Origin of the sequence: Phaeobacter sp. JH20_02 (assembly GCF_048056915.1) — a bacterium.
Classification (GTDB): Bacteria; Pseudomonadota; Alphaproteobacteria; order Rhodobacterales; family Rhodobacteraceae; genus Phaeobacter; species Phaeobacter bryozoorum.
Window position 1 is genome coordinate 808,966 of the sequence record NZ_JAYMVP010000022.1, and the last position, 24,839, is coordinate 833,804.

The following is a 24,839-nucleotide window of genomic DNA, read 5'->3' on the forward strand; positions in this document are numbered from 1 at the left end:
TTAGTCCTCCATCACACCTTTGCGGCCCATCAGGCCTCGAGGGCGGGTGAGCAGAATGATGATTGCGACCACATAGATGATGATCTGGTCGATACCGGGGATCAGGGATTTAATTTCATTCATCGAGGCGAAGCTTTCGAGCACGCCAAGAAGGAACCCTGCAAGCACGGCGCCGGGCAGCGATCCCATACCTCCGACAACCACCACCACAAAGCTCAGCACCAGGAAATCCATACCCATGTGGTAGTTGGGGGAGTTGATCGGTGTGTACATAACGCCGGCCAGTCCCGCGACGGCGGCCGCGATGCCGAACATGATGGTGAAGCGGCGGTCGATATTGATCCCCAGCAGCCCGACGGTTTCACGGTCGGCCATACCGGCGCGCACCACCATGCCGAATGTGGTAAACTGCAGGAAGGAGAAGATGCCGCCGATGATCACAAGGGCAAAGCCGAAATAGACCACGCGCCAGACCGGATAGATGATGTCGAGGCCGATGATCGCACCCAGATTGATCACGCCGTTCAGCGCATCGGGCGCAGGCGTCTGGATCGGGTTGGCGCCGTAGAAATATTTCACCACCTCTTGCAACACGATGGCGAGGCCAAAGGTCACCAGAATCTGATCCGCATGGGGGCGCTTGTAGAAATGCTTGATCAGCCCGCGTTCCATCACATAGCCAACCGTAATCATGATCGGGATGGCAAATAGGATCGCCAACGGCACGGCCCAGTCGACGATGGCACCGCCCACCTCGGGGCCGAACCAACTCTCCACATAGGGGGTTTTCACCTTGAGCGGATTGCCCAGAAAATCCTTCTGGGTTTCATCCACGGTTTCAAAGCTGAGGCTCAGGACGCGTTGCACGGTGACCGCACAGAACGCGCCGATCATGAACAGCGCCCCATGGGCAAAGTTCACCACGCCGAGCGTGCCAAAGATGAGTGTCAGACCCAGCGCGATCAGCGCATAGGCCGAGCCCTTGTCGAGCCCGTTCAAGATTTGCAATAGGATTGCGTCCATTGTCCCCACCTTCGGTTGGTCCGTCTGGAATTGGCATAAGTCGGCTGTTCAGCGCCGCTGGCGCTGGTCCTGTCGTCTAGACATGTCGGGCAGGGTCAAGCCGGGAGAGTGACGGGACGGGCACCGTTGAGAGTGCCCGCCCCGGTTATCGTGATCAGGCGCCGCTGTTGCAGGTGCCCAGGGCACCGCCTGCAAACATCGGGTGATCCGGCGGGTAAGTCACCTGCGCTGCCGGGGTCACTTCGACCACTTCAAGCAGGTCGAACTCCGAGGTCGGGTTTTCCTTGCCGCGCACAACCAGAACGTCCTTGAAGCACTGGTGGTCTTCGGCGCGATAGAGCGTCTTGCCGTTGCCCAGACCGTCGAATTCGAACCCTTCGAGGGCTTCGACAACCGCACAGGGGTTGAACGAACCCGCGCGTTCCACCGCATCTGCATATAGCAGGGTCTGACAGTAGACGGTATGCGCGGCCTGGCTGGGCGGGAAGCCATACTTGGACCCGAAGGAACGTACGAATGCCTGCGAGCCTTCGTCCTGCAGCGACCAGTGCCAGTTGGTGGAGCCGTGGATGCCCTTCACGTTCTCGCCCGCACCTTTCGCCATCAGACGCGAATAGAGCGGTACGACAATCTCGAAGTTCTTGCCGTTTACAACCTTTTCACGCAGGCCGAACTGAACCGCGTTGGTCAGCGAGTTCACCATGTTGCCGCCATAGTGATTCAGCACCAGCACATCCGCGCCGGAGTTCAGAACCGGGGCGATGTAGGACGAGAAGTCGGTTGCAGCCAGCGGCGTGCGCACCTTGTTCACGGTGTTCCAGCCCAGGGCCTCGGTGGCGGCGGCGATGGATTCTTCCTGGGTCCAGCCCCAGGTGTAATCCGCCGTCAGGTGATAGGCGTTCCGGTCAGTGCCGTAGAGGTTCTTCAGCACCGGCGCCAGGGCAGCGCCGGACATGTAACCGTTGAAGAAGTGACGGAAGCCGTTGGCTTTCTTGTCTTTACCAGTGGTGTCGTTGGAGTGGGTGAGACCCGCCATGAAGATCACGCCGGCCTCCTGGCAGAGACCCTGCACGGCAATCGCAACACCGGAGGACGAGCCACCGGTGATCATTACGGCACCGTCCTTTTCGATCATCGACTTGGCGGAGGCACGGGCGGCGTCAGATTTCGTCTGAGTGTCGCCGGTGACGTATTTGACTTCTTTGCCCAGGATACCGTTGCCCTGTAGCGACTTGGACGAGAAGGTGTTCATCATGCCGCCGTCGCCGCCGCCATTCAGATGTTCGACCGCCAGCTTGTAGGCGCGCAGCTCGTCCGCGCCTTCGTCGGCATAGGGGCCTGTTTGCGGAACGTTGAAGCCCAGCGTCACGCTGCTGCCGGTCGGTTCGTTGGTAAACGCCGCAGCAGACGATGCGGTAAAGATTGTCGGAAGCGCAACGCCGGCACCTGCCAGGGCGCCGGTCTTCAGGACTCCGCGACGTGATACGTCAGTCTTGGACATGTAATCCTCCCATTTGTGTAATGACGACAACAGCTCCTCACTTCCGCTGGCGCCCGCACGTTTTCGTGCAAAATCAGTATGGGCGCGGCTTGTAAAATTGCGCAATAAAACCCTTGAAATGCAGGTTTATTCTGTAAAGAAATGAACAGGTGTTAAGGATTCTTTGTAAAGAAACTTATGTTGCGTTGCAGAAAACCCTTGATCCACCGTGTTTTTGAGAGGGGCATTGCCATGGGCCGTGACACGTTGACAGGAAGCCGTATCCGGGAGAGGCGCTTGATGTTGGGACTGCGTCAGGCGGAGCTGGCCCGGCTGGTCGATATCTCGGCCTCCTATTTGAACCTGATCGAACACAATCGCCGCAGAATCGGCGGTAAGCTGCTGGTGGATCTTGCACGGGTGCTGGCGGTTGAACCCTCCATGCTGACCGAAGGGGCAGAGGTGGCGTTGCTGGCGACCCTGCGGGAGGCGGCGGCTGATCTAACCCGACCTGTGGCCGAACTGGACCGGGTAGACGAATTTGCGGGCCGCTTTCCCGGCTGGGCCGAGGTTCTGGCCCAAGGCCGACTGCGGATTGCCAGCTTGGAACGGACGGTCCAGACGTTGTCGGACCGGCTGACACATGATCCTCAGCTGGCGGCTTCGCTACATGAGGTGCTGTCTACCGCTGCCGCCATCCGGTCGACTGCCTCGATCCTCGCCGAAACCGGCGAGCTGGAGGCCGAATGGCGGGATCGGTTCCACAAGAACCTCAACGAGGATTCCCGGCGTCTGGCCGAGAGCAGCCGCGCGCTGGTGAATTTTCTTGATGAGAGCAACACATCGGTCGAACGGCGGGGGATGCCGCAGGAAGAGGCGGAGCAGTTCTTTGCCGCTCATGAGCACCACTTCGTGGAACTGGAAGTTGCGGATGTGGCCGCCCGCCCCGGGCTGATCGCGGCGCTGCTGTCGCAGGCCGATGAGTTGGTCAGCGCCGCCGGAACCGCCATTGCCCGCGCCGGGCTGCTGCAATATTGCGCCGATGCCGAGGCGATGCCGCTGACAGATTTGGCCGAGCGGCTTGCCCGCGATGGCGTGGCCCCCGTCGCCCTGGCGCGTGCGTTCGACTGTGACCTGCCGACGGTGCTGCGGCGGCTTGGGGCCTTGCCGCCTGAAGTTCTGGGGCAGGAGGCAGGGCTGGTGATCTGCGATGCCTCGGGGTCGATCCTGTTCCGCAAGCCTGTGACCGGGTTCGCCCTGCCGCGTTTTGGAGCCTCCTGTCCGCTCTGGCCGCTTTACACGGCGCTGTCGCGGCCGCAGGAACCCGTGCGCCGCGATGTGGTGCAACAGGGGCGCAATGCAGTCGGGTTTGATTGTCTGGCGGTTTCCTGGCCGCATCAGCGACCGGATTTCGACAGTGATCCGTTGTATCATGCTGTGATGCTGATCCTGCCCAAGCGTGACGTGGCCGAGACCGCTCAGCCGGTCGGCGCGAGCTGCCGGATCTGTTCGCGCCGCGACTGTGTGGCGCGGCGCGAGCCGTCGATCCTGAAGGAAGAGTTTTGACAGCGGCGCAAGCGCAGCGCTACTGTTGCGCCAGGGACGGAGGCGCCTGGGGGCAATGACCCCGCGAAGGTTCGGGCGTAGGGGAGGACTATCCACACAATGGGCAGGCATGTTGTTCTGGTCGAAGACGAGCCGAATATCACCGAAGCAATCCGGTTTCTGCTGACCCGCGACGGCTGGCAGGTGGACAGCCATGCCGATGGCAGTGATGCGGTAGAGGTGATCTGTGCAGCCAAGCCGGATCTGGTGATCCTGGATCTGATGTTGCCGGGCAAAAGCGGCCTGGAGATTATCCGCGAGCTGCGCGAGAGCGCGCGATTGCCGGGGTTGCCGGTGCTGATGCTGACCGCAAGGGGGCAGCTGCGCGACCGGGAGATGGCCGAACAGGCCGGAGTTACGCGGTTCATGACCAAACCGTTTTCCAACAATGAGGTGCTGACCGCTGTGCGGGATCTGCACGCGCAGGCTGCCCAGAACCGGGCCAAACTGTCTGATGCGGCGGCTGCCGCCGCTGCCGATCTGGCCGAACGGGCCCGCCAGGGATGATCCGTGGCGACGGGGCCGAAGGCGAGGGTGAAACCGCGGCGCCGTTTGTCGAGCGCAAGACCTACCGCCGCCGTCGCCTGATGGATGTCGCACGATTCTTGCCGGTGCTCGGTGCGCTGCTGTTTGCGGTTCCGCTGATGTGGCCTGACCCTGATCCCTATCCGGCCCCCGACACGGTGTCGGGTATGCCCCTGTCGCGGGCAATGATCTATATCCTGGTCGTTTGGGCGGGGCTGATCCTGGCCAGCTTCGGCTTTGCACTGGCGGTGCGCCGCTGGGCGGAACATTGGACAGAGGGTGGCGAGCCGCGCCGGGGCGGGGACGCAGACTGATGGCGTCACTCAATGTTCTGGCGCTGGTCTGTCTGGGATATGTCGCCCTTCTGTTCATCGTCGCCTTTGCGGCGGACCGCCATGCCAGCCACGGTCGCGCCGCCAGATGGATGCGATCTCCGCTGATCTATACGCTGTCGCTGTCGATCTACTGCACGGCTTGGACCTTCTATGGCGCCGTGGGCTATGCGGCACGTTCGGGACTGGAGTTTATCACCATATACCTCGGCCCGACGCTGGTAATGGTCGGCTGGTGGTGGGGGCTGCGCAAGCTGGTACGGGTCGGTCGCAGCCAGCGGATCACCTCTATCGCTGACCTCTTGTCTGCGCGCTATGGCAAGTCGAACCTTCTGGCGATTGGCGTCACGATTCTGGCGGTGATTGGTACGACCCCCTATATTTCGCTGCAATTGCAGTCGATTACACTGTCTTTCTCGATCTTTGCCGAGGCTGATCCGCTGCGCAGCGTCAATGAAACGCAGACGGTATTCTGGGTGGCGGCGGGGCTTGCGGCCTTTGCCATTCTGTTTGGTACGCGCAATCTCAACGCCAACGAACGCCATCATGGTGTTGTCACCGCCGTCGCGCTTGAGGCCGTGGTAAAACTGATCTCCCTGCTGGCGGTGGGCATTTTTGTGGTCTGGGGAGTGGCGGGTGGTGTGGGCGAGACGATGGCGCGGATTGACGCCTCCAGCATAGGTCAGTGGCAGGTCGATGGCGGTCGCTGGGCCACCATTACATTCCTGTCTGCCGCCGCCTTTGTCTGCCTGCCGCGTATGTTTCAGGTCATGGTGGTCGAGAATGAGGATGAACGCCACCTGCGGGTCGCGGCCTGGGCGTTTCCACTTTATCTGCTGTTGATCTCGATCTTCGTGGTGCCGATTGCGGCCATCGGGCTGGAGTTGCTCCCGGCCGGGTCGAATCCGGATCTGTTCGTGCTGACCCTGCCGCTGGCGCAGGGACAGCAAGGGTTGGCGATGCTGTCTTTCCTTGGCGGGTTTTCCTCGGCTACATCCATGGCCATTGTGGCTGCAATGGCGCTGTCGACGATGGTGTCGAACCATATCGTGATGCCGATCTGGCTGCGCTGGCAGGAGGTGGGCGCCTCGGTCTCGGGGGATGTGCGGCATGTGGTGCTGCTGTCGCGACGTCTGTCCATCGCAGGCATCATGGCGCTGGGGTATTTCTATTACACGCTATCGGGCGGCGGTGCGGCGCTGGCCGCCATCGGTCTGATCTCCTTTACCGGTATCTCCCAGATGCTGCCGAGCCTTGTCGGGGGCCTGTTCTGGCGCGGCGCCACGCGCAGCGGTGCGCTGGCCGGCCTGTCGGTCGGCTTTGCGATCTGGCTTTATACAATGCTGCTGCCGGAGCTTGGCGGTGGGCTGTTGCCCGCGCGGGTGCTGGCCGAGGGGCTGCTGGGCCTATCCTGGTTGCGGCCACATGCGCTCTTTGGGATCGAGGGCCTTGATCCGACGGTCCATGCGGTGCTCTGGTCGATGGCCTTGAACACGGCGGCGTTTCTTATCGGATCATTGCTGACCTTTCCGAGCCCTTTGGAGCGGTTACAGGGCGCGCAGTTTGTTCATGTGTTCGATCATTCGTCGGGGCCGCGCGGCTGGACCGGCTCGGTTGCGCAAAGCGAGGATCTGATGATCATGTCGCAGCGTATTCTGGGCGCGGGCGAGGCTCAGCAGTTCTTTCAGAGCGAATTGGCGCGGCAGGGAGGGCGTGGTCCGTTGCCGGAGCCGACGCCTGCGTTTCTGGAGCGGCTGGAACGCGAACTCAGCGCCTCGATCGGGGCGGCGGCGGCCCACGCCATGGTGGGGCAGATTGTGGGGGGATCGTCGGTGTCGGTGCAGGATCTGCTGGCTGTGGCGGATGAGACCGCGCAGATCCTCGAGTATTCCAACCGGCTTGAGGCGCAATCTGAAGAGCTGTCAAGAACCGCGCGCAAGCTTCAGGAAACAAACGAAAAGCTGACCCAGTTATCGCAGCAGAAGGATGCGTTTCTTAGCCAGGTGAGCCATGAATTGCGTACGCCGATGACTTCTATTCGCGCCTTCTCCGAAATCCTGCGCGACACTGAGAACCTCGAACCCCGTGATCACAGCCGCTATGCTGGTATCATCCATGACGAGGCGCAGCGGCTGACCCGTCTGCTGAACGATCTGCTGGATCTGAGCGTGTTGGAAAACGGTCAGGTCAGCCTCAACATCAGCGCCGGGCGGCTCGGCGATGTACTGGATCATGCGGAGGCAACCGCGCTGGCGGATGGTTCCGCGCGGTTGAAGGTTCAGCGTGATGCCGCGACGGATGAGATGCGGCTGTCATCGGATCTGGACCGGCTGGCACAGGTGTTTATCAATCTGATCGCCAATGCCGACAAATACTGCACCGCGGCAGAGCCGCAGCTGCGTATCATGGCGCGGCAGAGCGGTGACTGGTTGTTCATTGACTTCATCGACAATGGGCAGGGAATCCCGGCGGAGTTTCGGACCATGATTTTCGAGAAATTCTCGCGAGTTAGCCCAGAACGTGCAGGCGGCGCCGGTCTTGGTTTGGCGATCTGTCGCGAGATCATGCAGCGACTCGGCGGTGATGTGGCCTACCTATCGGATGAGGTCGGCGGCGCGTTTCAGGTTTCCTTACCTCTTCGTCGGGAAAACCCGGTTTAACTGTTTATCGTAAAGTTATTGGTAACCACTCTTGGGGTAGACCTATGGCAAAGCGGTGCGAGAGGGGCAGGTTTACAACCTATGTCTGAAACGAAATCGGAATCGGCAGCGACTGGTGGCAGCGGCGTATTGGCCCGCAAATTGGCCGCCACCAAAGAAGGCAAAGGCGGGCTTACCAGCTCCCTGACCCTGAAGGCGTTGCGCCGCTCGATTGCGCGGGCGGCGGCGGATCTGTGTGATCTGCCGGTCGCTGTGCTGGCCGCGCGCCAGTCCAACCGTGTTCCGGAAGATCTGCCACCGCATCTGTCGGACAAGCATCTGCTGGTGGTACTGGACGGGCCGAACGGGCGTATCGGTGCTGCGACACTGGACGCGCCAACCGTGACCGCCCTCATTCAGCAGCAGACCATGGGGCAGGTTCTGGGCAAGGCGCCGAGCGAACGTAATTATACCCCGACAGACGCGGCCATGGTTGCCGATTTTCTTGAGCGCACCTTTGCCAAGGTGGTCTCCATGCTGGCCCAGCAAAAGGATGAGGCGATCTTCTCCGGCTACCGTTTCGGCGCGCAGGTAGAGGATGTGCGCAGCCTCGTTCTGGGTCTTGAGGCTGAAGATTACCGGGTGATTGAGCTGACGCTGGATCTGGCCTGCGGTGCCATGCAGGGCGGGCTGACATTGATCCTGCCGGAACCCACGCCGGAGGATCTGGGGCAGGCCGGGCAATCGGCCCATGCTGCGGGTCCGTCACTGGGCAGCAATATGGGGTCAATGCGTGCAGAGCTGCGCGCGATCCTCTGCAAGATGAAGATCCCCGCAAATGAATTCTCCTCGCTCGAGGAGGGGGATCTTCTGCCGCTGGATCAGGCCTATCTCTATGAGACGGAAATGATCTCGATCAGCGGCCAAGCCGTTGCGCAGGGACGTCTGGGGCAGATGAATGGCGCCCGCGCCGTGCGGCTGACAGATCCCCGGACCAAACTTGTGAATGATAGTGCGGCCGATCAGGGCTCATTCTCAACTCATATGGGCGGCGATGCCGCTGCGCTCGACCATGAACCTCCGACGCTGGATCTCTCCATAGCGGCCGACGGGTTGCAAGACCCGATGGGCGGCATGGGTGGGCTAGGTGATGGGCTTGGCGATATGGGCGGCGATCTTGGGGATTTGGGCGGTGATCTTGGAGCCGACTTTGGCGGCGATCTGGGAGGCGACCTTGGCGGCGATTTCGGCGGAATGCCAATGGGCGATGGCCTCGGTGATGGGCTTGGCGACGGTCTTGGTGATACGATGTCTGGTGATCTGCCGGATCTTGGCGAATTGCCGGACCTTGGCGCGATGCCCATGGGGGACGGTCTGGGTGATGGATTCGGAGATGGGCTGGGCGAGTTCAACGCCGACGCCGCCGCGATGGAAATCTCCGATCTGGCCGGGCTGAACAGCGGTACCGGCTGACCGCGATAACGCAATCCCATCGCGCCTGATGCTGTCCTGCCAGTCTCCGCACGGTGCGCGGCAATGCGACCCTTTCGAAAGCTCAGTGGAACACCCGCTATCGACAGAAACAATAAAGACAGTGCACGATCGGCACTGTCTTTATTTTTCATATGTTTATATGGCGAAGCTTATCTGGCGTTGCGGGCTTTGGCCACGACGTCAGCTGTCGCCTTCGGCAAGGGCGGATTGGGTTGCGACGGCGATCAGAGTCGGCCGGAGCCCGTCCAGCTGATAGCCCGCCTGCGCGGTTGCGGCGAGGATTTCATCCACCGGCATCACCGGCGCTTGCCCAAGGGCCCAGATGACCGAGCAGCGCGTGCCCGAGGCACAATAGGCCAGAACCGGACCTTCGGAAGCCTCAATAAAGGCCTGTTGCTGTGCAACATTCTCAGGCGTCATGGTCTGGTGGGTCAGGGGAAGCACCTCAAACCGAAGCCCCTGCGCCTCAGCGGCGGCGCGGATAGCCTCGGCCTGATGGCTTGGCGGTACCTCGGCATCGGGCCGATTGCAGATCACCGTGGTGAAACCGGCCTCGGCCAGCTGTGGCAGGTCCTCAACCGAAATCTGCGGCGAGACGGAATAGCGGGGGGTCAATGTGCGTGCATCCATGGATCTGTCTTTTACGTGCTTGCTGCGGTTCGGTCCAGTCGCTGGACGACGGGCGGTGCCGCAATCATGCCGGCGCCCATCGAGACCAGGAAAATGACGCCTCCAAACCCACTATAGCTGAGCGAGGCCATTGCTGGTCCGGGGCAGAGACCGGCAAGTCCCCAGCCCATCCCGAAGAGGACCGAACCGATCACCAGGCGCCTGTCCAGTTCCTGGCGCGGCAGGCTGGGAAAGGAGCCACCGACCAGTGGGCGGCGTCCGTCTGTCAGTTGCCAGGCCACTGCCATCGGCAGGATCGCGCCGCCCATTACGAAGGCCAGCGTGGGGTCCCAGTTGCCAAAGATATCAAGCCAGCCCTGGACCTTTTGCGTGTCGGTCATCCCTGACAGAAACAGTCCCAGACCAAAAAGCCCGCCGGCGACGAAGGACAGCAGTACCCGCATTAGATTAGCCCCCAGAGATGACGAAACAGGGCCAATGTCACGGCGCCTGCAAGAATGTAGATGAGAGTTGCCACCAGCCCGCGCAGCGACAGCCGCGATATGCCGCAGACGCCATGGCCGGATGTGCAGCCATTGGCGATACGGGTGCCAAGACCAACCAGCAGGCCCGCTGCGATGATCACCACGGTGTTGCTGGTCAGATGGGTGTCAGGGGCGTCGGCCACGGTCAGCCAGATCACCAGCGGCACCAGAATGACACCGGCGATGAACGCGATGCGCTCGCCCGACGTATTGCGCCCACTGCCGTCGATCAGCCCTCCAAGGATGCCGCTGGCGCCCATGATACGGCCGTTGCCAAGCAGATAAACTGCCCCGCCTGAGCCGATCAGCGCACCGCCAATCAGTCCCCAGATCCAATCTGCATTCATCGTGATATCCCTTGTTTATGGCCGCTTGTGCCCAGTTCGGCGCAGTGTGTGTCAGGCCCGATCAAAGCTTGTCGATCGGCACCTTGAGGTAGACATGGCCGTCGTCCTCCGGTTCTGGCATCCGGCCGGCCCGCATATTGACCTGCAGTGATGGCAGGATCAGCCGGGGCATGGCCAGAGTGGCGTCACGGGCATCCCGCATGGCCACGAATTCCTCGATGGGACGGCCCTGACCGATATGGATGTTGAGCGCCTTCTGCTCTCCAACGGTGGTTTCCCAGGCATAGTCGTCGCGGCCGGGCGCCTTGTAATCGTGACCGACAAAGATTCGGGTCTCATCGGGCAGGGCGAGAATTTTCTGGATGGATTGAAACAGCGCCTCAGAGGATCCACCCGGAAAATCGCAGCGGGCGGTGCCGAAGTCCGGCATGAACAGCGTATCACCGACAAAGGCTGCGTCGCCAATCACATAGGTGAGGCAGGCCGGGGTATGGCCCGGTGTGTGCAGCACGTCGCCGCGCATCTGGCCGATGTGAAAACTATCGCCATGTTTGAACAATGCGTCGAATTGGCTGCCGTCGCGCTGAAACTCGGTGCCTTCGTTGAACACCTTGCCGAAAGTGTCCTGAACCAGCGTGATATTGGCACCAATGCCAATCTTCCCGCCCAGCTGTTCCTGAAGATAGGGCGCTGCCGACAGGTGGTCGGCATGAACGTGGCTTTCGAGGATCCATTCCACCCGCAGCCCTTCGGCCTTGACCCAGGCAATCATCTCATCAGCGGACCGGGTATCGGTGCGCCCTGCGGCATGATCAAAATCCAGCACGGAATCGATCAGCGCGCAGGCGCTGCCGTCCGGCTCCCGCACCACATAGGATACGGTATTTGTCTGTTCATCAAAAAAGGCTTTGACGATCGGCTTCATGGGGACCCTCCTGCTGTGGCACTTACATATATTAAATAATGAATATGTTCAAGTGGGCATTCGCCCGGGGCTGCGAAAAATCGACCGTAAATCAGGGCGCGGGGTCGGTGCCCTGGCTTGTACCTGCTCATTTTCTCGTTATGGTTGATCTCGCTCAAAGTCATGCTGCGGATACTATGCTACTGTGGCGATTGTGGTGAGGTGAACCGCGATGACTTGTGCAGAACACAAGGGGTGTCGGGAGCGGACAGAAGGGCGTTGTTTAGCCCCCCGGTCCCGGTTCATACCCCCGTGTTGCGGCGCGGGTGATGCCCGCCGCGCAGGCTCTAGGGAGGAGTGTGGAATGACCAACGACAATAGCAGGATCGACAGTCTGATACAGCGGGCCGAAGGGCTCGAACGCAAGATATTGGCCGCACATCGCCAGGATCGGCTTGCGCTGCATCCTGATTTTAACCGGACATTGGCACGTCTGCGTGTGGCGGGTGGGCGTGTGCCGACCCGCATGGTGCGACTGGAGCAGATCCTTAGCGAGGAATCCGCCGAGGATATGTTCGACAATATGCCGGTTTGAAAGATGGCGCTGTGTCCGGCGGTCAGCCGCTGGACTGTCATGGTCACGGTCGGCCTGCCCGGGGGGGCAGTGCGTCACCGACACGGTGGAAAAAACGGCGCCACCGCAAGGCGGGGCTTAGCCCAGGCTGAGCCCCAGCATGACCAGCATCAGGCCGATAACCGACAGGAATAGCGCGCCCAGATTATAGGGCAGGACCTTTTGGATGACGGCCCGCAGGGCGTCGTCGTCCAGCTTCTGACGTTTGGCCTGCATCACGCGCAGAACGCTCCACATCAGCCCCAAAAGACCGGCCACAGATACAGCCGCACCAGCCCAAACCAGAATCTCGTACATCGCACTCTCCGATGGCGGCGCGCCAATGCGCCGGTCGTTTTCAGGGGCAGCGCCTATCGGATTGCTGCGCCCGCGGCAACCCGTGCGGGCCTGGTGGGTTATGGTGTGTGGCAGATTTTGCCTATTGGGGCGGGCGCTGCGCGGGATTGTCCTATCACTGCTTGCGGACTGAGGTGCGCACTTGTATCTGGAGGGCTGATCCGAATGTCTACCCTTTGCCGACGGAGCCCACGATGGATATGACCGAAGACGAAAAAAGCGACAGCTACCGTGTGACCGCTGGTGAATTGCGCCAGTTTATCGAACGGTTCGAGCGTCTGGATGCCGAGAAAAAAGATCTCGCAGAGCAGCAGAAAGAGATCATGGCCGAAGCCAAAGCGCGCGGCTATGACACCAAGGTGATCCGCAAGGTGATCGCCCTGCGCAAGCGGGACAAGGACGATATCGCCGAGGAAGAAGCGGTTCTTGAAATGTATAAAGAAGCGCTTGGCATGTAACGGCGGCCTCAGACCGCGCGTGACTGCAAGGTGACGACATCGGCCCTCCGCCAATGCGGGGGGCTTTGTTGTTTCTGGGCCTTTGATCCCGATTATGCTTTAGGTCTGTAAATTTTAAGCTTGAAGTATCATCTCAGGTGACCGATATTGGCGGATAATTGTCCCCCGTCCGCCGATGCAGGAGTCCCCAATGCCCACAATCAACGTGCACCCCGATGGCTGGAAACCTGCAAAAGGCTATGCGAATGGCATGATCGGCGAGGGGCGGATGTTGTTTGTCGGTGGCCAGATTGGCTGGACTGCGGATCAGGTGTTTGAAACCGATGACTTCATCGGCCAGATGAGCCAGGCGCTTCAGAATATCCTGACCGTGGTGCAGCAGGCAGGCGGGCAGGCCAGCGATATCACCCGGCTGACCTGGTATGTCACCGACAAGGCGGAGTATCTGGCCCATCAGGCGGAGGTTGGCGCCGCCTATCGTGCGGTGATGGGTTATCATTTTCCAGCCATGACAATGGTCGTTGTTGCAGACCTGGTGGAAGACCGTGCCAAGATCGAGATCGAAGCGACGGCCATGCTTGCCTGAGGTGGCTGGCGCTTAGCCGCGCGCTGAATCTCTCCAGGCGAATGGTCCTGTCGGCAGCGCTGCGGGCGCTGTTTTAGATCAGTTGTCCTGACCTTTTTTGACACCGATACTCCCCCGAGCGCGCGGGTAGATTGAGGGATGCCGCGCCTGCCCATATTCTGGGCGGCGCGGTTTTCGTTTTTGTTTTTAACGCCTTGAGTGGAGGCTCGGCAGGGCAGGCTAAGAAAAACGTCATTTCAAAAATTTTACCAGTTGATAAAAAATCAAACTGTGGCACTCTGGTTTGCATAATAAACAAATCCAGGGAGACACCCAATGGCGACCAGCCATCAGGCATCCGGCGTTCAGGCAGGGCGTTTGTCCGCCTCAGAAATTGCCGACAACTTTGGAGATCTGCATCCGCAATATGAGGCGCATGAGGCGGCGGTGGCAGCAGATCGCTGCTATTTCTGCTATGATGCGCCCTGTATTACGGCTTGCCCAACCTCCATCGACATCCCGCAGTTCATCCGCGAGATCCAGACAGGCCACCCGGAAACGGCGGCGAAGACTATTCTCGAACAGAACATCCTTGGCGGGATGTGCGCGCGGGTCTGCCCGACCGAAACCCTCTGCGAGCAAGCCTGCGTTCGTGAAGCGGCCGAAGGCAAGCCGGTCGAGATTGGCCGTCTGCAACGCTATGCAACCGACACGCTGATGGAAAAGGGCGTGCACCCTTTCAGCCGCGCCGAAACAACCGGCAAGAAAGTGGCGGTGGTTGGTGCCGGTCCGGCGGGTCTCTCTGCGGCGCACCGTCTTGCGATGTTGGGCCATGATGTTGTCGTTTATGACGCCAGGTCCAAGGCGGGCGGCCTGAATGAATTCGGGATCGCCGCGTATAAATCCACCAATGATTTTGCGGCGAAAGAAGTCGATTGGCTTCTGCAGATCGGTGGAATTGCCATGGAATACGGCAAGAAGCTTGGTGGCGATCTGAGCCTCGATGCCCTGAAGGCCGAATATGACGCAGTGTTTCTGTCCATCGGTCTTGCCGGTGTGAACGCCCTGCGGGCGGCGGGCGAGGACAAGGACGGTGTGCGTGATGCAGTCGATTTCATCGCCGAGCTGCGTCAGGCCGATGATCTGGCAAACCTGCCGGTCGGTCGCAATGTCGTGGTGATCGGCGGCGGCATGACTGCGGTTGACGCGGCTGTGCAGTCCAAGCTTCTTGGTTCCGAGAATGTCACCATCGCCTACCGCCGCGGCCGTGACGCCATGGGGGCGAGCCGGTTCGAGCAGGACCTTGCGGCCACCAAGGGTGTAAAGCTGATGTTCAACGTTCAGCCGGTGGCTGTGCACGGGAATGGCGCCTGTGCGGAAATCGAGCTGGAGTATACCACCAGCGAAGGCGGTCAGCTGACCGGCACCGGCGAGACGGTGCGGATCGCAGCTGACCAGATCTACAAGGCGATCGGGCAGACGCTTGAGGGCCAGCCGGACGCGCTGGCGCTTGATGGGCGCAAGATCAAGGTGGACGCGCAGGGCCGGACATCGGTCGCGGGGGTCTGGGCCGGGGGTGATTGTGCCTCTGGCGGCGAGGATCTGACAGTGACGGCAGTCGCCGAAGGTCGCGATGCGGCCATGGATATTCACGCCAGCCTGATGGGCTAAGCCAGCAGCAGGGCCGGACCCGGCCCTGTGTTGCCAGTGTAAGGAACAGACAAATGGCTGATCTGACAGCAGATTTTCTGGGGATCAAATCTCCGAACCCGTTCTGGCTCGCCTCTGCGCCGCCGACGGATAAAGAATACAACGTGCGCCGCGCCTTTGAGGCCGGCTGGGGTGGGGTGGTCTGGAAGACCCTCGGCTCCGAAGGCCCGCCGGTGGTCAATGTGAACGGTCCGCGCTATGGTGCGATCTGGGGGGCGGACCGCCGCCTTCTGGGGCTCAACAATATCGAGCTGATCACCGACCGCCCGCTTGAGGTGAATCTGGAAGAAATCACCCGCGTGAAAAAGGACTATCCAGATCGCGCCATCATCGTTTCGTTGATGGTGCCCTGCGAGGAGCAGGCCTGGAAGGATATCCTGCCGCGTGTCGAAGCCACCGGTGCTGACGGGATCGAGCTGAACTTTGGCTGCCCGCATGGGATGGCCGAACGTGGTATGGGCTCTGCCGTGGGGCAGGTGCCGGAATACATCCAGATGGTCACGGAGTGGTGTAAGAAATACTACTCCAAGCCGGTGATTGTGAAGCTGACACCGAATATTACCGACATTCGCCACCCAGCGCGGGCGGCCAAAGCGGGCGGTGCCGACGCGGTCAGCCTGATCAATACGATCAATTCGATCGTATCGGTGGATCTTGATGCCATGGCGCCTGAGCCAACCATCGGCGACAAGGGCACACATGGCGGCTATTGCGGTCCGGCAGTGAAGCCGATTGCGCTGAATATGGTGGCCGAAATCGCCCGATGCCCGCAGACTCATGGCCTGCCGATCTCGGCCATTGGCGGCGTCACCACCTGGCGCGATGCGGCTGAGTTCATGACCATGGGTGCAGGCAACGTGCAGGTCTGCACCGCTGCCATGACCTATGGTTTCAACGTGGTGAAGGAGATGATCTCGGGCCTGAACCAGTGGATGGATGACAAAGGCTACAACCGTCTAGATGATTTTGTTGGTAAAGCCGTGCCCAATGTCACCGACTGGCAGTATCTGGATCTGAACTACGTCGCCAAGGCCAAGATCAATCAGGATGATTGCATCAAATGTGGTCGCTGCTTTGCCGCCTGCGAAGACACCTCGCATCAGGCCATCGCGATGAGCGAGGACCGCGTCTTTACCGTCAAGGATGACGAATGCGTCGCCTGTAATCTTTGCGTGAATGTCTGCCCGGTCGAAGGCTGCATCACCATGGAGGAGGTCCCCGCCGGTCAGATCGACGAACGCACGGGCAAAGTGGTGTCCGATGAATATGCAAATTGGACAACCCATCCCAACAATCCGTCGGTGACGGCGGCCGAATAGGGGGGCTGGCGGCCTAACACGCTGCCCGACTGACATAATTGGAAACGGCGCGTCCTGATCGGCGCGCCGTTTGCTATTGATCGCATCACACTGTTGAACGGGGGTTTGGCTAGGATCAGGACCTGCCGGAACCGGGAGGTGTCAGCATCCGGCGGAACATCCGGTCTAGATGCTCTGGTGCCGCATCAAACGGATCCTCATCCCCCATCAATGTGCGGACCTGCACATCGAAATCCGCATAATGCTGGGTCAGCGACCAGATCGAAAACAGAAGATGCTTTGGATGGGTCGGGTTCAGCTTGCCGTTTGTCATCCAGCCTTCGATCAGATCCGCTTTTTCTTCCAGCAGCGGTTTTAGATCCTTGGACAGGGTTTCCAGCATTCGTGGGGCGCCCTGGACAATTTCATTTGCAAACAGGCGGCTTTCGCGCGGGTAATCCCGACTCATCTGCAACTTGCGCTGTACATAGGACAGCAGTTCCTCCAGCGGGTCACCCTCGGCGTCGATGGCGCGCAGCGGATCCAGCCAGGTGTCAAGCAGCCCCGACAGCAGTTCCGTGAAAATCGCCTCCTTCGAGGGGAAATAGTAGAGAAGATTGGGCTTGCTTAACCCGGCGGCACGGGCAATCTGGTCGACAGTGGCGCCGCGGAATCCGCTGTTGGAGAATACTTCCAATGCGGCCTCCAGAATGGTGGCGCGATTCTTTTTCTGAATGCGGGTGGGGTTGCGATCCTTGGGCATGGGGCTGTTTGGGCTCTCGCTGGTGGCCGCAACACCGCTGCGCGCCTGAATTTCGCTCAACCGGCTCTGCGCGCCGGAGTTTTCTTGTCTTGTTAGACGCAATTTCTTGACTGAATGTCCACCCGTGATAGCCTGAGTTTGACCAGTTGGTCAAATCATGACCAGCGTTTCAAAGCCACCGACAAGGCGCAAAGCCGCGGGACCCTGCAAAAAAGCAGGGCAACAGGGAAGGAAGCTGAGATGACGTCGCTTGGACAGAATCTGAAGATCAATGGTGACAGGCTGTGGGACAGTCTGATGGAGATGGCAAAAATCGGACCCGGCGTCGCGGGCGGCAACAACCGCCAGACGCTCACCGATGAAGATGCCGAGGGGCGCGCACTGTTTCAGACATGGTGCGAAGCGGCAGGTTGCACTATGGGGCTGGACACGATGGGCAATATGTTCGCCCGTCGCGAAGGAACAGACCCCGATGCGATGCCGGTCTATATGGGATCACATCTGGATACGCAGCCCACTGGCGGTAAATATGACGGCGTCCTTGGGGTGCTGGGCGGGCTGGAAGTCATCCGCACACTCAATGATCTAGGCATCAAGACCAAACATCCGATCGTGGTTACCAATTGGACCAATGAGGAAGGCACGAGGTTCGCTCCGGCGATGCTGGCCTCCGGTGTTTTTGCAGGCAAGCATACGCAGGACTGGGCCTATGCGCGGGAAGATTCCGAGGGAAAGACCTTTGGTGACGAGCTGAAACGCATTGGCTGGGTGGGCGATGAAGAGGTTGGCGCGCGCAAGATGCACGCGATGTTCGAATTGCACATCGAACAGGGGCCGATCCTTGAGGCGGAAAACAAGGATATCGGCGTGGTGACCCATGGCCAGGGCCTGTGGTGGCTGCAATGTACGGTCACGGGCAAGGACGCCCATACCGGATCGACCCCGATGAACATGCGTGTCAATGCAGGCCTTGGCATGGCGCGCATGACGGAGGCGGCGCATCAGATTGCCATGGCGCATCAGCCCCATGCGGTCGGGGCAGTCGGACATTGTGACGTCTACCCGAACTCGCGCAATGTGATCCCCGGAAAGGTGGTCTTCACCGTCGATTTCCGGTCGCCCGATCTTGAAAAGCTGACGTCGATGCGGTCGAAATACGAGGTGAAGGCGAAGGAGATCGCCGACGAGCTGGGCCTTGGGCTGGAGATTGAACCGGTCGGCCATTTTGATCCTGTCACCTTTGATGAGGGCTGCGTCAGCGCGGTGCGCTCGGCGGCCGAGCGGCTCGGTTATAGCCATATGGATATCGTGTCAGGTGCAGGACATGATGCCTGTTGGATCAATGATCTGGCGCCGACGGCGATGATCATGTGCCCCTGTGTGGACGGTCTGAGCCACAATGAAGCCGAGGATATTTCCAAGGACTGGGCGGCCGCCGGAACCGATGTCATGCTACATGCGGTGCTGGAAACTGCAGAGATCGTCGTGTGAGATGCGCCCCGGAAAGGTTTGGGGTGTGGGTTGCGGCAATCTGCGGCGTGCAGTGAAGGGGGCGCTGCCCCCGCGGCCCGCCGGGCCGCTCCCCCGGGATGTTTCCGGCCAGAAGAACAACCAGAGGAACAGGGCACCTGTTCTGAAAGAACACGCGGAGGCGTAGAAACACGCCCCAATCCAGGGAGTTGTTACCATGAGTAGAGTCATCAAGAACGGCACCGTCGTGACGGCCGATCTGACCTATAAAGCGGATGTGCTGATCGAGAACGGGGTAATCACCGAGATTGGCCCGAACCTGAAAGGCGACGAGGAGCTGGACGCCACCGGCTGTTATGTGATGCCGGGGGGGATTGACCCGCATACGCATCTCGAAATGCCCTTCATGGGGACCTATTCCTCGGATGATTTTGAAAGCGGTACCCGGGCCGGGCTGGCGGGGGGCACCACCATGGTGGTGGATTTTGCGCTGCCGAATCCAGGCGAGAGCCTGCTGGACGCGCTGAAACGCTGGGACAATAAATCGACCCGCGCCAACTGCGACTACTCTTTCCACATGGCGGTGACCTGGTGGGGCGAGCAGGTTTTTGACGACATCAAGACCGTGATCCAGGAGCGCGGCATCAACACGTTCAAGCACTTCATGGCTTATAAGGGCGCGCTGATGGTGAATGATGACGAACTCTATGCCTCCTTCCAGCGGCTGGCTGAGCTTGGCGGCATAGCCATGGTGCATGCTGAAAACGGCGATGTGGTGGCGGAGCTGTCGGCCAAGCTGTTGGCAGAAGGCAACACCGGCCCAGAGGCGCACGCCTATTCCCGCCCGCCGCAGGTAGAGGGCGAGGCCACCAACCGCGCCATCATGATTGCCGACATGGCTGGCGTGCCGCTCTATGTGGTCCATACCTCCTGCGAGGACAGCCACGAGGCCATTCGCCGGGCCCGCATGCAGGGCAAGCGCGTCTGGGGCGAGCCGCTGATCCAGCATCTGACGCTCGATGAGAGCGAGTATTTCAACACGGACTGGGACCACGCCGCGCGCCGGGTGATGTCGCCGCCGTTCCGCAACAAGCAGCATCAGGACTCGCTCTGGAACGGCTTGCAGTCGGGCTCATTGTCGGTGGTGGCGACGGACCACTGTGCCTTTACCACCGAGCAGAAACGCTATGGCGTTGGCGATTTCACCAAGATTCCCAATGGTACCGGCGGGTTGGAAGACCGGATGCCGATGCTATGGACCCACGGCGTCGAAACCGGCCGACTGACCCCGAACGAGTTTGTGGCCGTCACCTCGACCAATATTGCCAAGATCCTGAATTGCTATCCGAAAAAGGGCGCGGTTCTGGTTGGCGCCGATGCCGACCTGGTGGTCTGGGATCCGGAGAAGCGCAAGACGATTTCCGCGGCCAGCCAGCAGTCGGCGATCGACTATAACGTGTTCGAGGGACATGAGGTGAAGGGATTGCCGCGCTTTACCCTGACCCGTGGCCATGTGGCAGTGCATGACGGAGAGATCCGCTGTCAGGAGGGCCATGGCAAGTTCGTCGCCCGCGAGGCCAATGCCACTGTGAACAAGGCGCTGTCGACCTGGAAGGAGCTGACGGCGCCGCGCCCGGTGGAGCGGTCGGGAATTCCGGCAACAGGTGTGTAATCCAGGGACGGGCTGCCAGCTATGGCGGCCCGTTTTCCTGTGTGTAATCAAGGCGAAGAAATGAACATGGAAACGACCACCCAGGCGCTCAACTCCCAGGCCGCCGCTTCCGACATCAACCCGCTTGGCCCCGTCATCGAGGCGAAGGCGCTCGATCTGACGTTTCAGACCAATGACGGGCCGGTGCACGCGCTGAAGAATGTCAGCCTGGAGATCAACCGCGGCGACTTTGTCTCTTTTATCGGTCCGTCCGGCTGCGGCAAGACAACTTTCCTGCGCTGCATCGCGGCGCTGGAACAGCCCACCGGTGGCAGTCTCAGCGTCAATGGCATGACCCCCGATGAAGCGCGGCGCAAGCGGGCCTATGGCTATGTGTTCCAGGCGGCCGGGCTCTATCCGTGGCGAACCATCGCCAAGAACATCAAGCTGCCGCTGGAGATCATGGGCTACTCAAGGGCGGAGCAGGACAAGCGGGTCGAACGGGTTCTGGACCTGGTGGAACTCACCGGGTTTGGCGGCAAATACCCCTGGCAGCTGTCGGGCGGTATGCAGCAGCGGGCCTCGATCGCGCGGGCGCTCGCCTTTGATGCGGATATCCTCCTGATGGATGAACCCTTTGGGGCGCTGGACGAGATTGTGCGCGACCACCTGAATGAGCAGCTCTTGAAGCTTTGGGCGCGCACCAACAAGACCATCGGCTTTGTCACCCACTCGATCCCGGAGGCGGTCTATCTGTCGACCAAGATTGTGGTCATGTCGCCGCGACCCGGGCGGATCCATGACGTGATTGACAGCCCGCTGCCAAAGGACCGACCGCTGGATATTCGCGACAGCCCGGAGTTCATCGAGATTGCGCATCGTGTTCGTGACGGTCTGCGAGCGGGGCATGCCGATGACTGATGTGGTCTGTTTGCGGGGCGGGGCACCGGAAGATTCCAATTTTCCGGGACATTTTCGTGGAAGAAACAGGGGGTCGCGGAGCGCTGGGTCCGGAGGGGCAGGATCATGAAAACCGCACTTGCTATATTAAGTGTTCTCGCCGCAATAACCGCGATCTGGTACGCGGCCTGTGTGCCGATGAACATCAAGGGAGTTCTGGACGCTGCGGAACGCGCGGGTGCCGAGGTGACACCGGCCACCGCGCGTGAGCGGCGAGATATGGCGGCGTTTGGGCTGGTTGCAGGCAACCCCGCTGTGGTGACACAGGTTTGGTCGCAGGACCGGCCCCGACTGCCGGCTCCTCATCAGGTGGCGGTGGAGCTTTGGGAGACCACGGTTGAGAAGAGGATCACCTCAAAGCGCAGTCTGATCTATCACGGTCAGGTGACGCTGTCGGCGACGCTTCTCGGCTTTTTGATCGGCACCGGGCTGGGCATTCTTCTGGCGGTTGGAATCGTACACAGCCGGGTGATGGATATGTCGGTGATGCCATGGGCCATCGTCAGCCAAACCATCCCGATTATTGCACTGGCACCGATGATCATCGTGGTTCTTTATTCCATCGGGGTACAGGGAATCCTGCCAAAGGCGGTGATCTCGGCCTATCTGAGTTTTTTCCCGGTTGTTGTGGGTATGGTGAAAGGCTTGCGTAGCCCGGACCAGATGCAGCTTGACCTGCTGAAGACCTACAATGCGAGTGTCGGGCAGGGGTTCTGGAAGTTGCGGTTGCCTGCCTCGATTCCCTATCTTTTTGCCTCCCTCAAGATCGGCATTGCCGCATCGCTGGTCGGGGCCATCGTCGGGGAGTTACCAACGGGCGCCGTTGCGGGCCTAGGCGCGCGGCTTCTGGCGGGGAGCTACTATGGGCAGACCGTACAGATCTGGTCGGCGCTCTTTGCGGCTGCGATCTTGGCCGCCGCGTTGGTTGCATTCTTGGGACTGATCGAACGGCTGGTGCTGAAACGGATGGGGGTGACCGTATGATTGATGTTTGGGCCAAGGGCTCTGCCCTCGCCGCTGCGCGGCTCACCCGGGATATTTTCGGCCAGAAGAACAAGGGGATCAGATCATGACGATGGTTGCGATTGCGCTGCTGGTCTGGTGTGGAGGCTGGTGGCTGAACAGCCGTCTGGCCAATGGTCCACGCGCCCATACCCGTGGTGTGAAGCTGCTTGTCCCGGCAATTTTTGGCGTGACGCTTCTTGTCGTTTGGGAGCTTCTGGTGCGGGGGCTTGCGGTTTCGCTGGTGATCCTGCCTGCGCCTTCGGTCATTGCGGAGCGGTTTGCGACCAGCCTGCCCATTCTCTGGCAGGATTTTCAGCAGACCATTCTCAAAGGGGCGCTGTCTGGGTATATCATCGGCTGCGTTGCGGCGCTTTTGATGGCCATTGCGGTGGACCGCAGTGACTTCCTCCGGCGGGGATTGCTCCCGGTTGGCAATTTTGTGGCCGCGCTGCCGATTGTCGGCACCGCACCGATTCTGGTGATGTGGTTCGGCTTTGACTGGCAGTCAAAAGCGGCCGTTGTGGTGGTGATGGTGTTTTTCCCGGTTCTGGTGAACACCGTGGCCGGGCTGCGGGAAACCTCGGCCATGCAACGCGATCTCATGCAGACTTATGCGGCGAGCTACTGGCAGGGGTTCTTCAAACTGCGCCTGCCTGCGGCGCTGCCCTTCATCTTCAATGGTCTGAAGATTTCGACAACGCTGGCCCTGGTGGGGGCCATTGTGGCGGAGTTCTTTGGTTCACCGACGGTGGGGATGGGATTTCGGATCTCGACCTCGGTCGGACAGCTGGCGCTGGACATGGTCTGGGCCGAAATCCTGGTGGCTGCATTGGCGGGGTCGGCATTCTACGGCATGATGGCTTTGGTTGAGAAAACGCTTACTTTCTGGCACCCGTCGCAACGGGGATAGGCGGGGGCGGGCCGTCGTTGCCCGGCCCCGTAAAAACTGGAAAAAACCTTTGGAGACACAGGGAAATTCGCGCAGAATTCGCAAAGAACAACAGACATAACAACAGGGAGAAGACAGATGAAAACACTGCTGACCGCCGCCGCATTGGCGCTGGGAACGGCATCGGTTGCGCAGGCTGCCGATGAGGTGAAGCTGCAACTGAAATGGGTCACGCAGGCCCAGTTCGCGGGCTATTATGTCGCGCTGGATCAGGGGTTCTACGAGGCCGAGAATCTCGATGTGACCATTCTGCCCGGCGGTCCCGATATTGCGCCGACGCAGGTGATTGCAGGCGGCGGTGCTGATGTCACGGTCGAGTGGATGCCGGCCGCGCTTGCGGCGCGTGAAAAGGGCTTGCCACTGGTCAATATCGCGCAACCCTACAAAAGCTCGGGCATGATGCTGACATGTTGGAAGGACACTGGCATCGCAGCGCCTGAAGATCTGGCAAATCGTACGCTGGGGGTATGGTTCTTTGGCAATGAATTCCCCTTCATGAGCTGGATGAGCCAGCTCGGGATTTCCACCGAGGGCAAGGGTGAGAAGGGCGTCGAGGTTCTGAAACAGGGCTTCAATGTCGATCCGCTGCTGCAGCGTCAGGCCGACTGCATTTCGACCATGACCTACAATGAGTATTGGCAGGTGATTGATGCCGGCGTGTCGCCGGATGAGTTGATTACCTTCAAATATGAGGATCAGGGCGTGGCAACGCTTGAGGATGGTCTTTACGTTCTCGAAGACAAGCTTTCTGATCCGGCCTTTGTCGACAAGATGCAGCGTTTTGTCCGGGCCTCCATGAAGGGCTGGAAATGGGCTGAGGAGAACCCGGACGCCGCAGCAGAGATCGTCCTGGACAATGATGCCTCGGGCGCGCAGACCGAAGAGCATCAGAAGCGGATGATGTCGGAAGTCGCCAAGCTGACAGCTGGCAGCAACGGCGCATTGAGCGAGGCTGATTACCAGCGCACGGTGAAGACGCTGCTGGATGGCGGCTCAAGTCCGGTGATCACCAAGGAGCCGGAAGGCGCCTGGACCCATGTCATCACCGATGCCGCGCTGAACTGAGTTTCAGTGCAGTGATCTGGCCCCTGTCCGCTGTTCTGCGGGCGGGGGCTTTTCTATTGTATCGCGCACAGGCGCGCTATGGGGCGCTGTGATCCTCGCCTGTCTCGGCAGGCCAGCGGTGGGGGCGGAAGCATCTTATGAGAGACAGTTTGAGGGCAAAGATCATCGCCGTCTGCAACGACAAGATCGCGAAAAAGGGGGATGGCGTTGGCCTTTCCTTCTATGCGTTTTTTGCCAATCGGAATGACGATCCCGAGGCGCTGATGGAGGCGGCAGAATGGTGGATCAAGCATCATGAGCTGGACCATTTTGAAAAGGCAGTAAAGATTCGCCAGATGGTGGAGACAGGTCTGTGACCCTGCCGTCGTTGTTGCGCCGCAGCCGGTGCGGCGGCTGGTTCTGCACCAGTTGCGCCCGGTCTGTGGGCAGGTCGCCCATTTCCCTGTTCCTTCAGCAGCTGTTGACGCCGACA

At 60.4% G+C, this 24,839-nt stretch carries 25 protein-coding genes; 17 read left to right on the forward strand and 8 right to left on the reverse strand.

Annotated features, from left to right (window positions below):
* Together VWY34_RS10645 and VWY34_RS10650 are read right to left on the reverse strand one after the other, a co-directional pair.
* On the reverse strand, positions 1 to 1,023 hold the full coding sequence (locus VWY34_RS10645) for a branched-chain amino acid ABC transporter permease (protein WP_340545324.1): 1,023 nt from the start codon (positions 1,021 to 1,023) through the stop codon (positions 1 to 3).
* Positions 1,024 to 1,177: 154 nt separating this feature from the next.
* Entirely contained in the window at positions 1,178 to 2,524 is a 1,347-nt protein-coding gene (locus VWY34_RS10650; protein ID WP_340545325.1) for a substrate-binding protein, read from the reverse strand.
* A gap of 231 nt (positions 2,525 to 2,755) precedes the next feature.
* Between VWY34_RS10650 and VWY34_RS10655 the strand changes: the two genes are divergently transcribed.
* The 5 genes from VWY34_RS10655 to VWY34_RS10675 all read left to right on the forward strand — a co-directional run bounded on the left by VWY34_RS10655 (position 2,756) and on the right by VWY34_RS10675 (position 9,077).
* Positions 2,756 to 4,069: a short-chain fatty acyl-CoA regulator family protein gene (locus tag VWY34_RS10655; protein WP_416544249.1), complete on the forward strand. Its 1,314-nt coding sequence runs from the start codon at positions 2,756 to 2,758 to the stop codon at positions 4,067 to 4,069.
* Between the two features lie 99 nt (positions 4,070 to 4,168).
* Positions 4,169 to 4,615, forward strand: coding sequence for a response regulator transcription factor (locus tag VWY34_RS10660; protein WP_416544250.1), 447 nt, complete (start codon positions 4,169 to 4,171; stop codon positions 4,613 to 4,615).
* Positions 4,612 to 4,947, forward strand: a complete 336-nt coding sequence (locus tag VWY34_RS10665; RefSeq protein WP_416536172.1) for a hypothetical protein — start codon at positions 4,612 to 4,614, stop codon at positions 4,945 to 4,947. The genes VWY34_RS10660 and VWY34_RS10665 overlap by 4 nt, the downstream gene beginning before the upstream one ends.
* The gene (locus tag VWY34_RS10670) at positions 4,947 to 7,625 is read left to right on the forward strand and encodes an ATP-binding protein (RefSeq protein WP_340545329.1); all 2,679 of its coding nucleotides are present in this window, start codon (positions 4,947 to 4,949) and stop codon (positions 7,623 to 7,625) included. Before VWY34_RS10665 ends, VWY34_RS10670 begins: the two co-directional genes overlap by 1 nt.
* An 81-nt stretch (positions 7,626 to 7,706) precedes the next feature.
* Entirely contained in the window at positions 7,707 to 9,077 is a 1,371-nt protein-coding gene (locus tag VWY34_RS10675) for a FliM/FliN family flagellar motor C-terminal domain-containing protein (protein WP_416544251.1), read from the forward strand.
* A 201-nt stretch (positions 9,078 to 9,278) separates the two neighbouring features.
* Here the strand turns inward: VWY34_RS10675 and VWY34_RS10680 are convergent, their stop codons facing one another.
* The 4 genes from VWY34_RS10680 to VWY34_RS10695 form a co-directional block, all read right to left on the reverse strand.
* A complete protein-coding gene (locus tag VWY34_RS10680; protein WP_416536168.1) occupies positions 9,279 to 9,728 on the reverse strand; it encodes a TIGR01244 family sulfur transferase in 450 nt (149 codons plus the stop codon).
* 11 nt (positions 9,729 to 9,739) lie between these two features.
* The gene (locus VWY34_RS10685; protein WP_416544252.1) at positions 9,740 to 10,171 is read right to left on the reverse strand and encodes a DUF6691 family protein; all 432 of its coding nucleotides are present in this window, start codon (positions 10,169 to 10,171) and stop codon (positions 9,740 to 9,742) included.
* Positions 10,171 to 10,599 carry a YeeE/YedE family protein gene (locus VWY34_RS10690; protein ID WP_416540299.1) on the reverse strand — a complete coding sequence of 143 codons (429 nt, stop codon included), beginning with the start codon at positions 10,597 to 10,599 and terminating at the stop codon, positions 10,171 to 10,173. Before VWY34_RS10690 ends, VWY34_RS10685 begins: the two co-directional genes overlap by 1 nt.
* A 61-nt stretch (positions 10,600 to 10,660) precedes the next feature.
* The gene (locus VWY34_RS10695) at positions 10,661 to 11,524 is read right to left on the reverse strand and encodes an MBL fold metallo-hydrolase (RefSeq protein ID WP_416536162.1); all 864 of its coding nucleotides are present in this window, start codon (positions 11,522 to 11,524) and stop codon (positions 10,661 to 10,663) included.
* Positions 11,525 to 11,867: 343 nt separating this feature from the next.
* On the opposite strand from VWY34_RS10695, the gene VWY34_RS10700 reads away from it, so the two are divergent.
* The gene (locus VWY34_RS10700) at positions 11,868 to 12,098 is read left to right on the forward strand and encodes a hypothetical protein (protein WP_340545335.1); all 231 of its coding nucleotides are present in this window, start codon (positions 11,868 to 11,870) and stop codon (positions 12,096 to 12,098) included.
* Positions 12,099 to 12,215: 117 nt separating this feature from the next.
* Here the strand turns inward: VWY34_RS10700 and VWY34_RS10705 are convergent, their stop codons facing one another.
* Positions 12,216 to 12,434 (reverse strand): hypothetical protein, encoded by a 219-nt coding sequence (locus tag VWY34_RS10705; protein WP_340545336.1) that lies wholly within the window; start codon positions 12,432 to 12,434, stop codon positions 12,216 to 12,218.
* 233 nt (positions 12,435 to 12,667) lie between these two features.
* On the opposite strand from VWY34_RS10705, the gene VWY34_RS10710 reads away from it, so the two are divergent.
* From VWY34_RS10710 to preA, 4 genes are all read left to right on the forward strand, one after another.
* Positions 12,668 to 12,931: a DUF2312 domain-containing protein gene (locus VWY34_RS10710; RefSeq protein ID WP_014874404.1), complete on the forward strand. Its 264-nt coding sequence runs from the start codon at positions 12,668 to 12,670 to the stop codon at positions 12,929 to 12,931.
* Between the two features lie 190 nt (positions 12,932 to 13,121).
* Positions 13,122 to 13,517: a RidA family protein gene (locus VWY34_RS10715; protein ID WP_340545337.1), complete on the forward strand. Its 396-nt coding sequence runs from the start codon at positions 13,122 to 13,124 to the stop codon at positions 13,515 to 13,517.
* A gap of 315 nt (positions 13,518 to 13,832) precedes the next feature.
* Complete coding sequence (locus VWY34_RS10720) at positions 13,833 to 15,167, forward strand: NAD(P)-dependent oxidoreductase (RefSeq protein ID WP_416542396.1); 1,335 nt, start codon at positions 13,833 to 13,835, stop codon at positions 15,165 to 15,167.
* Between the two features lie 53 nt (positions 15,168 to 15,220).
* Positions 15,221 to 16,525, forward strand: a complete 1,305-nt coding sequence (gene preA / locus VWY34_RS10725; RefSeq protein ID WP_340545339.1) for an NAD-dependent dihydropyrimidine dehydrogenase subunit PreA — start codon at positions 15,221 to 15,223, stop codon at positions 16,523 to 16,525.
* Between the two features lie 115 nt (positions 16,526 to 16,640).
* On the opposite strand, the gene VWY34_RS10730 is transcribed toward preA, so the two are convergent.
* Complete coding sequence (locus VWY34_RS10730) at positions 16,641 to 17,267, reverse strand: TetR family transcriptional regulator C-terminal domain-containing protein (RefSeq protein ID WP_416540787.1); 627 nt, start codon at positions 17,265 to 17,267, stop codon at positions 16,641 to 16,643.
* A 240-nt stretch (positions 17,268 to 17,507) separates the two neighbouring features.
* On the opposite strand from VWY34_RS10730, the gene VWY34_RS10735 reads away from it, so the two are divergent.
* The 7 genes from VWY34_RS10735 (at position 17,508) to VWY34_RS10765 (ending at position 24,723) form a co-directional block, all read left to right on the forward strand.
* Entirely contained in the window at positions 17,508 to 18,758 is a 1,251-nt protein-coding gene (locus VWY34_RS10735; protein WP_416544253.1) for a Zn-dependent hydrolase, read from the forward strand.
* Between the two features lie 196 nt (positions 18,759 to 18,954).
* Positions 18,955 to 20,409 (forward strand): dihydropyrimidinase, encoded by a 1,455-nt coding sequence (gene hydA, locus VWY34_RS10740; RefSeq protein WP_416540294.1) that lies wholly within the window; start codon positions 18,955 to 18,957, stop codon positions 20,407 to 20,409.
* Between the two features lie 60 nt (positions 20,410 to 20,469).
* A complete protein-coding gene (locus VWY34_RS10745; protein WP_340545342.1) occupies positions 20,470 to 21,309 on the forward strand; it encodes an ABC transporter ATP-binding protein in 840 nt (279 codons plus the stop codon).
* 105 nt (positions 21,310 to 21,414) lie between these two features.
* Positions 21,415 to 22,332 (forward strand): ABC transporter permease, encoded by a 918-nt coding sequence (locus VWY34_RS10750; protein ID WP_416544254.1) that lies wholly within the window; start codon positions 21,415 to 21,417, stop codon positions 22,330 to 22,332.
* An 85-nt stretch (positions 22,333 to 22,417) separates the two neighbouring features.
* Positions 22,418 to 23,263, forward strand: coding sequence for an ABC transporter permease (locus VWY34_RS10755; protein ID WP_340545344.1), 846 nt, complete (start codon positions 22,418 to 22,420; stop codon positions 23,261 to 23,263).
* Between the two features lie 117 nt (positions 23,264 to 23,380).
* Entirely contained in the window at positions 23,381 to 24,367 is a 987-nt protein-coding gene (locus tag VWY34_RS10760; RefSeq protein WP_416536154.1) for an ABC transporter substrate-binding protein, read from the forward strand.
* 137 nt (positions 24,368 to 24,504) lie between these two features.
* On the forward strand, positions 24,505 to 24,723 hold the full coding sequence (locus VWY34_RS10765; protein ID WP_416542393.1) for a DUF6500 family protein: 219 nt from the start codon (positions 24,505 to 24,507) through the stop codon (positions 24,721 to 24,723).
* Positions 24,724 to 24,839: the final 116 nt, after the last annotated feature.